The sequence below is a fragment of the Sorangium sp. So ce834 genome (genome assembly GCF_051521425.1).
Lineage (GTDB): Bacteria > Myxococcota_A > Polyangia > Polyangiales > Polyangiaceae > Sorangium > Sorangium cellulosum_D.
Map to the genome: position 1 here is coordinate 12,817,985 of NZ_CP150351.1, position 12,377 is coordinate 12,830,361.

Annotated in this window: 11 protein-coding genes; 5 read left to right on the forward strand and 6 right to left on the reverse strand. The window is 74.0% G+C overall.

From position 1 onward, the window contains the following. Positions 1–41 precede the first annotated feature (41 nt). The 6 genes from WMF20_RS46905 to WMF20_RS46930 form a co-directional block, all read right to left on the reverse strand. Entirely contained in the window at positions 42–614 is a 573-nt protein-coding gene (locus WMF20_RS46905) for a hypothetical protein (RefSeq protein ID WP_437608221.1), read from the reverse strand. 92 nt (positions 615–706) lie between these two features. After that, positions 707–1,591 (reverse strand): branched-chain amino acid ABC transporter permease, encoded by an 885-nt coding sequence (locus WMF20_RS46910; RefSeq protein WP_437608222.1) that lies wholly within the window; start codon positions 1,589–1,591, stop codon positions 707–709. A gap of 53 nt (positions 1,592–1,644) precedes the next feature. Next, complete coding sequence (locus WMF20_RS46915; RefSeq protein WP_165374546.1) at positions 1,645–2,844, reverse strand: ABC transporter substrate-binding protein; 1,200 nt, start codon at positions 2,842–2,844, stop codon at positions 1,645–1,647. Positions 2,845–3,180: 336 nt separating this feature from the next. Continuing rightward, positions 3,181–3,930: a TlyA family RNA methyltransferase gene (locus WMF20_RS46920; RefSeq protein ID WP_129580338.1), complete on the reverse strand. Its 750-nt coding sequence runs from the start codon at positions 3,928–3,930 to the stop codon at positions 3,181–3,183. Next, positions 3,927–4,937: an ABC transporter substrate-binding protein gene (locus WMF20_RS46925; RefSeq protein ID WP_437608223.1), complete on the reverse strand. Its 1,011-nt coding sequence runs from the start codon at positions 4,935–4,937 to the stop codon at positions 3,927–3,929. The genes WMF20_RS46920 and WMF20_RS46925 overlap by 4 nt, the downstream gene beginning before the upstream one ends. A gap of 16 nt (positions 4,938–4,953) precedes the next feature. Next, positions 4,954–6,123 carry a trypsin-like serine peptidase gene (locus WMF20_RS46930; protein ID WP_237244737.1) on the reverse strand — a complete coding sequence of 390 codons (1,170 nt, stop codon included), beginning with the start codon at positions 6,121–6,123 and terminating at the stop codon, positions 4,954–4,956. Positions 6,124–6,445: 322 nt separating this feature from the next. On the opposite strand from WMF20_RS46930, the gene WMF20_RS46935 reads away from it, so the two are divergent. The 5 genes from WMF20_RS46935 to WMF20_RS46955 all read left to right on the forward strand — a co-directional run bounded on the left by WMF20_RS46935 (position 6,446) and on the right by WMF20_RS46955 (position 12,369). Further along, positions 6,446–8,971, forward strand: coding sequence for a DNA internalization-related competence protein ComEC/Rec2 (locus WMF20_RS46935; protein WP_437608224.1), 2,526 nt, complete (start codon positions 6,446–6,448; stop codon positions 8,969–8,971). A gap of 29 nt (positions 8,972–9,000) precedes the next feature. Further along, entirely contained in the window at positions 9,001–10,476 is a 1,476-nt protein-coding gene (locus WMF20_RS46940) for a B12-binding domain-containing radical SAM protein (protein ID WP_437608225.1), read from the forward strand. A gap of 29 nt (positions 10,477–10,505) precedes the next feature. Further along, positions 10,506–10,763, forward strand: a complete 258-nt coding sequence (locus WMF20_RS46945; protein WP_129580342.1) for a glutaredoxin family protein — start codon at positions 10,506–10,508, stop codon at positions 10,761–10,763. A gap of 67 nt (positions 10,764–10,830) precedes the next feature. Then, the gene (locus tag WMF20_RS46950; RefSeq protein WP_236644295.1) at positions 10,831–11,481 is read left to right on the forward strand and encodes a TlpA family protein disulfide reductase; all 651 of its coding nucleotides are present in this window, start codon (positions 10,831–10,833) and stop codon (positions 11,479–11,481) included. A 189-nt stretch (positions 11,482–11,670) separates the two neighbouring features. Continuing rightward, a complete protein-coding gene (locus tag WMF20_RS46955; protein ID WP_129580343.1) occupies positions 11,671–12,369 on the forward strand; it encodes a GbsR/MarR family transcriptional regulator in 699 nt (232 codons plus the stop codon). Positions 12,370–12,377 lie beyond the last annotated feature (8 nt).

The window sequence follows — 12,377 nt, forward strand, 5'->3', positions numbered from 1 at the left end:
AGCCGCCGCGCGGCGCACGGAGAGCCGATGTCCGAGCGGGATCAGGGAAACGGCGTCCCCGCCCCGAACCCGAGCCCGAGCCCGCTCCCGAACCCCAGCCCCACCGGCTCGGTCGTGGTCTGCCGCTCCAGCTTGCGGATGCGCAGCCCGAGCAGGTGCGTGATCAGCGTGCAGGTCTGGTGCGCGCGCGGCGTCACGCCGCACCCCAGCCAGACGCCGAACGGCTCCCGCTCGCCCTCCTCGACGTAGCGGATCACCGCGCCGCTCTGGGCGACCGTGAGCCACGCGCTCGCCTCGCCCGGCAGCGACGCGTGCAGCACGCCGATCTGGCCCAGCGGGTCGTCGTTCGGGCCGATGACCCGGCCGTCCGGCTCGAGCAACGCCAGCGGCTCGGCCTCCAGGCCGAACACCCGCCCGCCGCGATCCACGTTGAGCTGGTGCTCGCCGTTCACGAGGATCTTGCCGTCGGGCAGGACGTCGACCGCGAGGTTTCCGTGCACCCAGCGCGCGCGCGGGATGTCGAGCAGCGCGCCGCCGCGGGCCCAGTTGGCCGGGGGCGCCGCGGTGCACGCCGCGAGCAGCGCGAGCGGCACGACGAGAGCGAGGCGTCGCATGCGCCGAGCATACCGCAGCGGCGCGCGGCGTTGTCGGCCGGCGCGCCACGGCGGCGCGTCGGCCGGGCGCGACGGCGCCGTCTCGCCGAGCGCTACACCTTCTCGGTTCTCGTCGTGCCGAGCAGCCCCGTCGGCTTCACGAGGAGCACCCCGATCAGCACCGCGAACACGAGGACGTCCTGCAAGCCCGAGTAGGGCGTGAGCTTCGTCATCTCGCCGATGACCCCGATCAGCATGCCCCCGAGCATCGCGCCCGTGATGTTGCCGATGCCGCCGATGACCGCCGCCACGAAGGCCCGGTTGCCGATCACCACGCCCATCGTGGGATACACCTGCGACTGATCCAGGCAGTAGAGCACCGCGCCCACCGCCGCGAGCATCGAGCCCGTGACGAAGGTCAGCGCGATGATGCGGTTCGTGCGGATGCCCATCAGCCGGGCGGCCTCGACGTTCACGCTGAGCGCGCGCATCGCCTTGCCCGTCCAGGTGCGCCGCACGAGCAGCTCCAGGCCGATCATCACGACGATCGAGGTGATGAAGATCACCTTGCGCGTGTGCTCGATCGGCAAGAGCTGCGGATAGCCGCGGTAGCGCGCGGTGAAGAGGAGCTGCGCCAGGTTCTGGAGGAGGACGCTCATCCCGAGCGCCGTGACCAGCGGCGTGATCCGGGTGTTGGCGAGGCCGCGCCCCCGGGATCGCAGCGGCGCGTACGCCACCCGCTCGACCAGGACCCCGAGCACGCCCGCGAACGCCATCGCGCAGAGGGTGCCGGCCACGCCCGCGAACAGCGGCGCGTCCTGGCCTCCGAACGCCGCGATCCCGAACAGCCCGGCGAAGGCGCCCATCATGAACACCTCGCTATGAGCGAAGTTGATGAGCTTGAGGATGCCGTAAACCATCGTGTAGCCGAGGGCGACGAGGGCGATCATCGACCCCTGGGCGAGCCCCGTGATCAGGGCATTCACGATCTTCTCCATGGAGACCCCTTCACCACGCGCGCGGGGCGGAGCCCGCGCGCGCGGCACGACCACTACTGCTTCGCGGCCTTCTCGTTGACCGTCGCGTAGTAGGTAAACTGCTTGTCCTTGATCCGGACAATCACGACCGGCTTGTCGGCGTTGCGGTTCTCATCGATGGTGATGACCCCCGTCGCGCCCTGGAACCCCTTGGTGTCCTGGATGGCCTGGCGGATGTCGTCCGGCGTCATCTCCTTGGCGCGGCCCATCGCGTCGGCGAGCAGCCTGGCCGCGTCGTAGGCCTGGGCGGCCATGCTCGACGGCGTGCGCTTGTACCGCTCCTGGTACTTCTTCACGAACGCCTGCGAGTTGGGCCAGGGGACGTCCGGCGCGTAGTGGTTCGTGAAGTACGCGCCGTCGAGCTCCTCCGCGGCGTCGCGCAAGAGCTCGTTCGCGTCCCACCCGTCGGTGCCGACGAACATGCTGCCCGGCACGCCCGCGGCCTTCGCCTGCCGCGCGATCGGGGCCATCGAGGTGTAATAGATCGGCGCGTAGATCATCTCCGGGCTCGCCGACTTGAGCTCGTTGATGTACGTCGTGAAATTGGTCTCCTTCTTGAGGAAGCTCTTCTCCATGACGATCTCCCCGCCGAGGCGCTTCATCTCGGCGCGGAACTCGTTGGCGAGGCCCGAGGAGTAGAGATCGTCGGAGGCGAAGAGGAGGCCGACCTTCTTCTTGCCGAGCGTGTTCACGATGAACTTCGCGCCCATCTGGCCCTGCACGTCGTCCGTGAAGCAGGCGCGGAACACGAAGGGGCCGACCTTCGTCACGTCCGGGTTCGTGGACGACGGCGAGATCATCGGCACCTTCTTCTTGTTCGCGACGATGCCGCCCGCGCGCGACCGGGACGAGGCGACCTCGCCGAGGAGGGCGAGCACGTGATCCCGGTCGATCAGCTGCAGGACCTTGTTGGTCGCCTCCTCGGGCTTCGACTTGTTGTCCTCGTAGAGGACGTTGATCGGCTTGCCCTTGACCCCGCCCGCTTTGTTGATCTCGTCGATGGCGAGGTCGACGCCCTCCTTCGAGTCGACGCCGAACGCCGTCTCTTCGCCCGAGAGGCTGAAGTAGGCGCCGACCTTCCACTCGGGGTCGTCCTTGGCGTGCTTGGCCGGGTCGCCGCCCGAGCCCTCGCTCTTCTTGCCGCACCCGAGCGCCATCGCGCTCAGCGCGAGCGCCCCGGCGATCATCCTCACCAAACCCCGTCGTCCGAGCATGCTGTCGTCCTCCCTGTCGCCGGGCCGCCTCGCGTGGGGGTCCGCCCGCCGGTGGCCATGGCCGCCCACGCAGCGGCCCTGAGCGCGTGTACTCATCGCGTCTACCATTGTCTACGCGGCACGTCAGCTATCTCTGGCCGCGACGCGCTCGGCGCCGGCCCTCTTAAGTGTTCGATTCTCCATGGATTTCGCCGGTCGAGCCCGCCGCCGGCCCGCGCGGCGTCGGGGCTAACGCGGCCGGCTGCCGCGGCGCGCCGCGTAGCGCGCAGCCCACCAGCCGGGGCGCCGCGCCCCGCGGGGCCGCTGCAGGCAGCCGGCGCAGCGCAGCCGGCGCGGCTAGCCGGCGCGGCGCGCGTGGACGAAGTGCTCGACGTTCCCCTTCGGCCCGCGCACCGCGCTGTCGACCTCCCCGACCACGGAGAAGCCCGCGGCCTCGATGGCCTGGCGCGCCTCGGCGATCGCCGCGAGGCGGGTCGCCTCGTCGCGGATGACGCCGCGCCCGCGGGCGGCGGCCTCGCGGCCCGCCTCGAACTGCGGCTTGATCAGCGCGACGAGATCGCCGGAGGGGCGGAGCAGGCGGGCGATCGCCTCGATGAGCCGAGAGATGCTGATGAAGGACGCGTCGACCACCACGAGATCGATGGGGCAGTCGAAGTCCTCGCGCCGGAGCTCGCGCGCGTTGACCCGATCGCGCACCTCGACGCGGGGATCGGCGCGGAGCTTGCTGGCGAGCTGGCCGTAGCCGACGTCGACCGCGAACACCCGCGCCGCGCCGCGCTGGAGCAGGCAGTCGGTGAAGCCGCCGGTCGAGGCGCCCACGTCGACGCACGTCTTCCCGGCGACGTCGAGGCCGTGCTGCGCCGCGAACGCGGCGAGCGCGTGCTCGAGCTTGTCACCGCCGCGCGAGACGAACCGGGGGCCCGACGCGACGTGGACCTCGGCGTCCTCCGGGAGCAGCGTGCCCGGCTTGTCGATGCGGCGCGGCCCGGAGGTGACCTTGCCGGCCATGATCAGCGCCTGCGCCTCGGTGCGCGAGGCGGCGAGCTTGCGGGCGACGAGCAGCGCGTCGGCGCGGACGCGGGTCACGGCGCCCCCGCCGGCGAAGGGGGAGCGAGGCCCCCGCCGCCGCCCGGGGCGGGGGCAGCCGCCGCGTCGGAGAGCGAGAGCGCGTCGCCGTGGAGCGCCCGGGCGACCGCGGCGAGCCCGTCGCCGATGCGCGGCCCCGGGCGCAGCACGACGTCGGTGCGGAGCGGGCGCACGCGCCCCTCGCGCACGGCGCGCAGGGATCTCCAGCCGGGCGCGTCCCGGAGCATCGCCAGCCTGGGGGCGCCTTGCGCGCGCGGCGGGTCGACGCCGTCGGCGCCGTCGACGCCGGCCGTGCCGTCGAGCAGCACGTCGGGATCCAGCGCGAGCAGGTGCTCGACGCTGATCGACGGATAGGCGCCGCCGCGGGCGATCGCGTTCTCGCCGCCGGCGAGCCGGATGAGCTCATCGGCGAAGCTGCCGGGACCCGCGGCGAAGATGGGCGAGGTGTCGAACAGCAGGGCGACCCGGACGCGCGGTCGCCCCTTCACGGCCTGCTCGACCTCCTGGCGGCGGGCGCGGATCCGGGCGATCGCCTGCTCGGCGCCGGGGGCCGCGTCGAGCCGCCGGCCGAGCTCCGCGAGCATCTCCTCGATCTGGGCGAGCGACTCGGTCTCGGGGAAGCACGTCGCGATCCCGTGCCCGCGGAGCGCCTCTTCCAGCGCCGGCCCCGCGGGGCCGCGGGCGCCGACGACGAGGGTCGGCGAGAGCGCGATGATCGCCTCGATGCTCGGATCGGCGTAGCCGCCGACGCTGGGCAGGCGGAGCACCTCGGGCGGGTAGTCGCAGTGGCGGGAGCGGCCGACGAGCGCCGCGCCGGCGCCGATCGCGCAGACCGCCTCGGTGGTGCTGGGCGAGAGGGAGACGACGCGCGCTCCGCCCTGCGCCGCCGGGGCCCGGCGCCCGCACGCCGCGAGCGCGACCGCCGCGAGCGCCGCGAGCGCGGCCCGCCGCGGGAGCGCGGCTCCGTGCGGGAGCGCGGCTCCGTGCGGGAGCGCGGCGCGCGGCATCGATGAGCGCCGCCCTTCAGCCAAGCCGATCCCGGCTGCGGCGCCGCCGCAGGCTCGCCACGGCGCCCAGGCCGGCCGCGCCGAGCAGCCAGGGGACCGGCTTCGTCGGGTCAGGCCGTGGCTGGATGCTGCACGACCCGGCAGGCGCCTCGTCCTCCCCGTCCGCTTCGACGTCGTCCTCGGGCGGCGGCTCCGGGAGCTTCGCGCAGAAGCCGAGATCGTCGTTGCAGCTGTAGCCGCTCGGGCACGTCGCGATCTCGGTGCAGGGGCGGGTGCAGTAGCCGTCGAGGCACGCGTTCGTCGAGCACTGCTCCGGCTGCTCGCAGGCGCCCCCGATCTCCGCCGAGTAGATCGGATCGGTGGGGAAGCCGGTCGCCCAGCGGGGCGCCGTGTAACCTCCGACGTCGGCGGCATGCAGGGTCGCCTCCTTAATCCATTCCGCCCAGCCGTACACATAGCCGTAAATCGGATACTCGCAGCCCTCGGCCCCGCGCGAGGTCACGCCGATCACGCGGTGCATCAGGTCGAGGCTGGGGCCGCCCGAGTCCCCCTCGCAGATGCCCGTGTCCCCGACCCACTCGGTCGGCTTCACCACGGACGCCGGGCAGCCGTCGGCCACGCAGTCGATGAAGAGGTTGTCGCGGCGCCGCCGCAGGCCCGCGCCGGTGCTCAGGTCGTTCGTCGCGCCGAAGCCGATGGCGTAGTACTCCTCGCCCCTCTCCAGGGGCACGTCGACGCGCGGGACGAGCGGCACGGCTTCGCTCTCCGGGATCAGCTCGTCCAGGATCAGGATCGCCTGGTCGTTGCCGCAGAATCTGTCCGCCCCGGTGCCGGGGAGCAGCACGATCTCGCTGCCGCTGTAGTAGCGCGAGGACCTGCCGATCTCCGCGTCGGTCGTCACGAAGATCCGCCGCGCCAGGTGCGTGTCCGTGAACCTCGTGCTCCGGCAGGTGATCTGGCCGTCCAGCTCATTGGCCATGTCCGATACGCAGTGCCGGGCCGTCAGCACCACGTTCGGGGCGATCAGGCTGCCGGTGCAGATCGCGCCGATCTCATCGTTGTAGATGCCCACGACGGCCCTGTCGCCGTCGTCCAGATAACCGTCCTGGATGGCATCTCGCGCCTCTCCGGTCTCATCGGGGAGCTCCTCCAGGGCCGAGCTGCACGCCGTAGCAGCGAGTCCCAAGGCAAGAATCAAGGTGACTCTGGGCGACCAAAACGACATCGCTAGCCTCCAAGTACTGCAATGTAGGTGCGAGCCGTGAGGCGACGCGCCGAGCCGATGATTCTAGAGGGGAATGTGCGGTCATGCACGCGCGCCACGCGCGTTGAACGACTCGACTCGTTGCATGCACTACATCGAGAGACCGTCCCGGAGCTCTTGCAGGGTCCTCAAGGTACCGACGTCCCCCGGATCCGCCATGGCGGCGCCAGGGACCTGGCGGCCGTATCCATCGTGAAAAGCCGCGGAAACGCGCGCGGCCCGGGTGTTGCGGGGCGGTGCGGCCGTGATCGATCCGGTCCTGCTCTTCGGGCTCGCGCTCGCCGCGGGCGCCCCGCTCGCCCTCTCCCCGATCCCCACCGCGCTCGGCGCGGCGCTCGCCGCGGCGGCGCTCCGCCGCCGGGCCGGCCGCGCGGCGCTCGCCGCCGCCGCGGTCGCGCTCGCCGTCAGCGGCCTCCGCGCCCGCGCGCTGCTCGACGGAGCGAGCGGCCTCTACGATGGCGCCGCCGATCTGCTGCATCCGCCGGCGCGCTGCGAGGTGACGGCCGCGGTCGTCGGCTCGCCGGTCGTGGTCGGGACGGCGCAGCGGCGCTCCGACGAGGCCGGCGAGGCGCCGAGCGCGCGCGTCGACGTGGAGCTCACCGGCGGGGCGTGCGGCGGGCGAGCGCTGCCGGGGCCGCTCCGGGCGCGCCTCTACGGAGCGCCGCTGGATCTCGCGCGGGGCGACCGGATCGAGGTCGTCGTCGACCTCGCGCCGATCCACCTGTTCCGCAACGAGGGGCTCCGGGACGCGACCGCCGCGATCGCGCGGAGCGGGATCGTCGCGAGCGGGACGATCGTCGACGCGCGGCGGACGCTGGAGGGGCGCTCGATCGGGGCGGCGGTCGACCGCGCGCGGGCCGCGGTGCGGGCGCGCATCGAGGCCACGTTCCACCCCGACGCGGCCGCGCTCGGACGCGCGCTCGTGCTCGGCGAGACCGACCTCACGCCCGAGGACCAGGACGCCTTCCGCGAGAGCGGCCTCGCCCACCTGCTCGCGGTCTCGGGGACGCACCTGATCCTCGCGGTGGCGGGCTTCGCCGCGGTCCTGCGCGCGCTCCTCGTCCGCGTCGGCCCGATCGCTGCCCGGTGGGACGCGGGCCGCATCACCGCGGCGCTGTGCGTGCCGGCCGCGTGGCTCTACGCCGACTTCGCCGGCGGCGGCGGATCGGCGATGCGCGCGGCGGCGATGCTCAGCTGCGCCATGGGCGCCCGGCTCCTGGGCCTCCGCCCGGTGGGCGTCCGCAACTTCGCCCTGTCGCTCGCGGGCGCCGCCGCCGTCGATCCGCTGATCGCGTGCGATCTCTCGTTCGGCCTCTCCGCGGCGGCGACCGCCGGGCTGCTCTGGCTGCAGCGGCCGCTCGCCGCGCTGCTCGTCCCCGGCGGGCGAGGGGAGGGCGGCGGCGACGGCGGCGGCTGCGTGGAGCGCGCGCCGCTCGACGCGTCGCCGCGCGCGCTCGCGCGCAAGGTCCTCGAGCCGCTGGCGACGACGCTCGCCGCCATGTTCGGGTGTACGCCGCTGCTGCTCATGAACGGCGAGACGTTCCCGCTGCTCGGCGTGGCGGCGAACGTGGTGGCCGCGCCGATCGGCGAGCTGGCGGCGCTCCCGTTCTGCCTCGCGCACGCCGTGCTCGCGTGGGCGCCGCCGGTCGAGCGCGGGTGCGCGCTCGTCGGGTCGGGCGCGCTGCTCGCGGTGCGCGCCGTCGCCCGCGCCTCGGCGGAGACCGGCGTGGTGCTGCGCCTGCCCGAGCCGTCGCCCGCCCAGCTGGCCGCGCTCGCCGCCGCGATCGCGCTCGCGTGGGCCGCGGAGCGCCGCGGCCGCCGGCTCGCCGCGCTCGCGGCCGGCGCCGCCGCGTGGCTCGCGCTCGAGGTCGTCGCCGTGCGCGCTGGCGCGCCGCGCGGCGTGCTGCGCGTCAACGTCCTCGACGTGGGGCAGGGCGACGCCATCCTCATCGACCTGCCGGAGGGCGGCGCGATGCTCGTCGACGCGGGCGGCTTCGTGGGCAGCCCGGTCGATCCCGGGGCGCGCGTCATCCGGCCGCTCCTGCGATCGCGCCGCCGCGCGCGCCTCGACGCGATCGTCCTGTCGCACCCGCACCCGGACCACTTCGGCGGCCTGCCCGCCGTGGTCGAGGGCGTGGAGGTCGGCGAGCTCTGGGACACCGGCCAGGGCGAGGCCGAGGGCGCGGGCCCGGTCTACGCGAGGCTGCTCTCGGACCTGCGCCGGCGCGGCGTGCCCATCGTGCGGCCCGCGTCGCTGTGCGGCACGCCGCGGGTGCTCTCGGGGGCGACGATCGAGGTGCTCGCGCCGTGCCCCGAGCTCCACCCCGACCGGGGCGCCAACGACAACTCCTTCGTCCTGCGCATCACCTACGGGGCTCGCTCCGCGCTGCTCGTGGGCGACGCGGAGCACGAGGCCGAGGACGCGCTCGTCTCGCGCCACGGCGCCGCGCTCCGCGCCGATCTGCTCAAGGTGGGGCACCACGGCAGCCGGACCTCGACCGGCGCGGCGCTCCTCGCGGCCGTCGACCCCTCGGTCGCCGCCGTGTCCTGCGGCGTCCGCAACCGCTTCGGGCACCCGAGCCCCGAGGTGCTCTCCCGCCTGTCGGCCCGGGGCGTGGCGATCTCGCGCATGGACCGCGGCGGCGCCCTGGTCTGGGAGACCGACGGCGAGCGCGTCCTCTGGTCCCGCCCGGGCCGGCCGCCGAGCCCGGCCCCGGGCTCCGGACGGCGCCGTTCGCCGCCCGTGTCCTTGCGCCTGGACGCCCCCTGAGGGACGCTCCGGCGATGTCTCGTAGCGCGATGACGACCACGATCCGCCGCCGGCTCGCGAGCGAGATCGGTCGTATCGACAAGCAGGCGCCCTTCCGCGTCGCGCTGTCTTACCCGTCCCCGTACCGGGCTGGCATGAGCTCGCTCGGCTTTCTCCAGATCTACAAGCTGATCCAGGCCGAGCCCGGCATGGCGTGCGAGCGCGCCTTCCTGCCGGACGACGAGGGCGTGGGCGCCGAGGGCGCTCCGGTCACGTACGAGGGGCTCCGTCCCCTCTCCGACTTTCCGGTCATCGCGCTCTCGGTGGCGTACGAGCTCGAGATCGCCGGGGTCGTCCGCCTGCTCGAGCTCGCCGGGCTGCCGGCGCTCCGGGAGGAGCGCGACGGCCGCCACCCGTTCGTCCTCGCGGGCGGTCCGCTCACGTTCTCCAACCCGCTGCCGCTCGCGCCGTTCGCCGACGCGATCCTCATGGGCGAGGCCGACACGCTGGCCGTGGAGGTGCTCCGCCTGCTGCGGGACGCCCCCTCGCGCGAGGCGGCGCTCGACGCGCTGGCGGGCGTCCCCCACGTCTTCGTCCCCGCGCGCCACGGCGCGGAGATGCCCCCGGTCGCCCAGTGCGACGACGCGCTGCTGCCCGCCTGGTCGCCGATCCGCGCCGAGGAGACCGAGCTCTCGAACATGTTCCTCATCGAGGCGGAGCGGGGCTGCTCGCGCGGGTGCACCTACTGCGTGATGCGCCGCTCGACCAACGGCGGCATGCGCATCGTCCCGAAGGACCGCCTCCTCGGGCTCGTCCCCGAGGACGCGAGGCGCGTCGGCCTTGTCGGCGCCGCGGTCAGCGATCACCCGAAGATCGTCGAGGTGGTCCGGACGCTCGCCGAGCGGGGCTGCGAGGTCGGGCTGAGCAGCCTCCGGCCGGACCGGCTCACCGACGAGTTCGTCGGCGCGCTGCGGCTCGCGGGCTACAAGACGCTCACGACGGCGATGGATGGCACGAGCGAGCGCGTCCGGGAGACGCTCGAGCGGCGCGCGCGGCCGAGGCACCTCCAGCGGGCGGCCGAGCTCGCGCGGCAGCACGGGATGAACCGGCTCAAGCTGTACCTCATGGTCGGCGTCCCCGGCGAGACCGACGCCGACGTCGACGAGTGCGTCGCGTTCGTCACGGAGCTCTCCCGGATCGTGCCGGTCGCGCTCGGGATCGCGCCCTTCTGCCCGAAGCGCAACACGCCGCTCCACGGCGCGCGCTTCGCGGGGATCGACGTCGTGAACAAGCGGCTCGACCGGCTCCGCCGCGGGCTGCGCGGCCGCGCCGACGTGCGCGCCACGAGCGCGCGCTGGGCGTGGGTCGAGGCGGTGCTCGCCGCCGGCGGCGAGGCCGAGGGGCGCGCGGTGCTGCAGGCGGTGCACGCGGGCGGCTCGTTCCGCGATTACGAGCGCGCGTTCGAGAGGATCAAGCGCCCGGAGCCGCCGCGTCAAAAGAGCCTGCCGCTGCTCGCGGCGGGGTGAGGGAGGGGCCGCGCGTCCCGGAGGAGCGGATGAAGACGGTGACCCTGTTCACGCGCGAGCGCTGCCACCTGTGCGAGGACGCCCACGCGGCGCTCGAGCGCGTGCGCGCCCGCCTCCCGTTCGAGCTCGCCGTGGTCGACCTGGACCGCGAGGCCGGGCCGGAGAAGCGGGCGCTGTACGACTGGGAGGTCCCCGTCGTCGAGCTGGATGGGCGGAAGATCATGAAATACCGCGTCGACGAGCGGCGGCTCGAGCGGCTGCTCGCCGGGCCGGAGCGACAGGAGTGATCTTCGGCGGCGCCGGGACGCTTCGCCCCGCTTTCGCCCCGCGCCGCGCTAGGCTATGCCCACTCCCGTGAAGTGGACGACCATCGCGCAGATCCTCTTCATCCTCGTCGCGGCCGTCGCCGTGTACGGCTTCGTGCACGCGGCGCAGAACGACCAGCGCAGCACCGGCTGCAAGGCCATGTGCGCGCTGCGCCCCGCGTACGCCGGCCGCAACCGGCTCGCGCCGGATTTCGAGCTGCCGGACATGAACGGCAAGCCGGTCCGGCTGTCGTCGTTCCGGGGCAAGACGGTCTTCTTGAACTTCTGGACCAAGACCTGCGCGCCGTGCCTGCAGGAGATGCCGGCGCTCGCGGAGCTCGGCCGGATCGCCCAGTCGCGGAAGGACTTCGTCGTCCTCACGATCTCGACCGACGAGGGGCCGGACGACGTGCGGGACGCGCTCAAGGTGGCCCTGAACGGGGATCCGCCGTTCCCGGTGCTCTTCGACCCCGAGTCCAAGGTCGTGCTGGACCAGTACGGCACGCAGCTCTACCCGGAGACGTGGATCATCGATCCGAACGGGATCATCCGGGCCCGCTTCGACGGGGCGCGGGACTGGTCGAGCAGCCTGGCCATCGACGTGGGCGAGATGGTCTCGCGCTGGGGCGGGTGCCCGGTCGAGATCTACAAGGGGCAGCCGCGCGGCGGTTTCGCCGGCCTCTGCACCGACGACTCCTGAGCGGGCTCCGGCGCGGCACCGGAAAGCGGCGCAGGGAGACGCGCTGCGAGCGCGCTGCGAGCGCGCTGCGAGCGCGCTCCGGGCGTACAGGGGGCGCGTTCCGGGCGCGAAGGGAGGAGCGCGGCGGGGGCGCGGGGCGCGCTGGCCGCTTGGCGCTTTCCCGAAAGATCGTTATGTGAGTCACCCATCATGACCGCCCGCAGGCCCACGTTGTCGACAGCGCACCCGCCGCAGCCGCCCGCAGCGAGCGAGGGGGGCGACGGGCGGGCCTCGGACGAGCGGGTCGCGGCCGCGCGGCAGGCGCTGCTCGAGGGGGTCGGCGCCGAGATCGCCGCCTCGTTCCCCGGCATCACGCGGCTCGGGGGGCAGGTTGTCGCGGCCCTCTACCTGGCGGATGTGCCGCGCTCGATGGATGAGCTCAGCCAGGAGCTCGGCCGCTCCAAGAGCAACATCTTCGCGAACCTGCGCGGCCTCGAGGCGGCCGGGATCATCGAGCGCCGGCGGGAGTCGGGGGCGCGGCACGACTCGTTCGCGCTGCGCGGCAAGTACCCCGACGTCATCGTCGGCGCCTACCTCGGCCGCCTGCGCCGCGTGGTGCAGGACAAGCGCGCGCTCGCGCGGCGCGCGCTCGCGCTGCTCGGCGACGCCGAGGGCCCGGAGGCCGACGCGATGCGCGCGCGGCTCGACGACCTGTCGCGCAAGTACGACCTGTTCGCCGAGCTGATGGAGCAGCTCTTGCCGTCGATCGACGGCCCCGTCGATCTCGAGCGGCTGATCGCGCAGGTGCCCGAGGCGGTGGTCCGCTCCCTCAACGCGGCCGCCCGCGTCGCCTGGGCCGCCGGCGACGCGATCAGCCGCCTGAGCAGCCGCGCCAGCCGCAAGCGCTGAGCGGCGCT

What these genes read in the sequence shown, in the direction of transcription:
- WMF20_RS46925 (WP_437608223.1), bottom strand. Translation starts at nt 4,937, where the DNA reads ATGCCGCGCGCCGCGCTCCCGCACGGAGCCGCGCTCCCGCACGGAGCC.
- WMF20_RS46905 (WP_437608221.1), bottom strand. Translation starts at nt 614, where the DNA reads ATGCGACGCCTCGCTCTCGTCGTGCCGCTCGCGCTGCTCGCGGCGTGC.
- WMF20_RS46910 (WP_437608222.1), bottom strand. Translation starts at nt 1,591, where the DNA reads ATGGAGAAGATCGTGAATGCCCTGATCACGGGGCTCGCCCAGGGGTCG.
- WMF20_RS46945 (WP_129580342.1), top strand. Translation starts at nt 10,506, where the DNA reads ATGAAGACGGTGACCCTGTTCACGCGCGAGCGCTGCCACCTGTGCGAG.
- WMF20_RS46915 (WP_165374546.1), bottom strand. Translation starts at nt 2,844, where the DNA reads ATGCTCGGACGACGGGGTTTGGTGAGGATGATCGCCGGGGCGCTCGCG.
- WMF20_RS46955 (WP_129580343.1), top strand. Translation starts at nt 11,671, where the DNA reads ATGACCGCCCGCAGGCCCACGTTGTCGACAGCGCACCCGCCGCAGCCG.
- WMF20_RS46940 (WP_437608225.1), top strand. Translation starts at nt 9,001, where the DNA reads ATGACGACCACGATCCGCCGCCGGCTCGCGAGCGAGATCGGTCGTATC.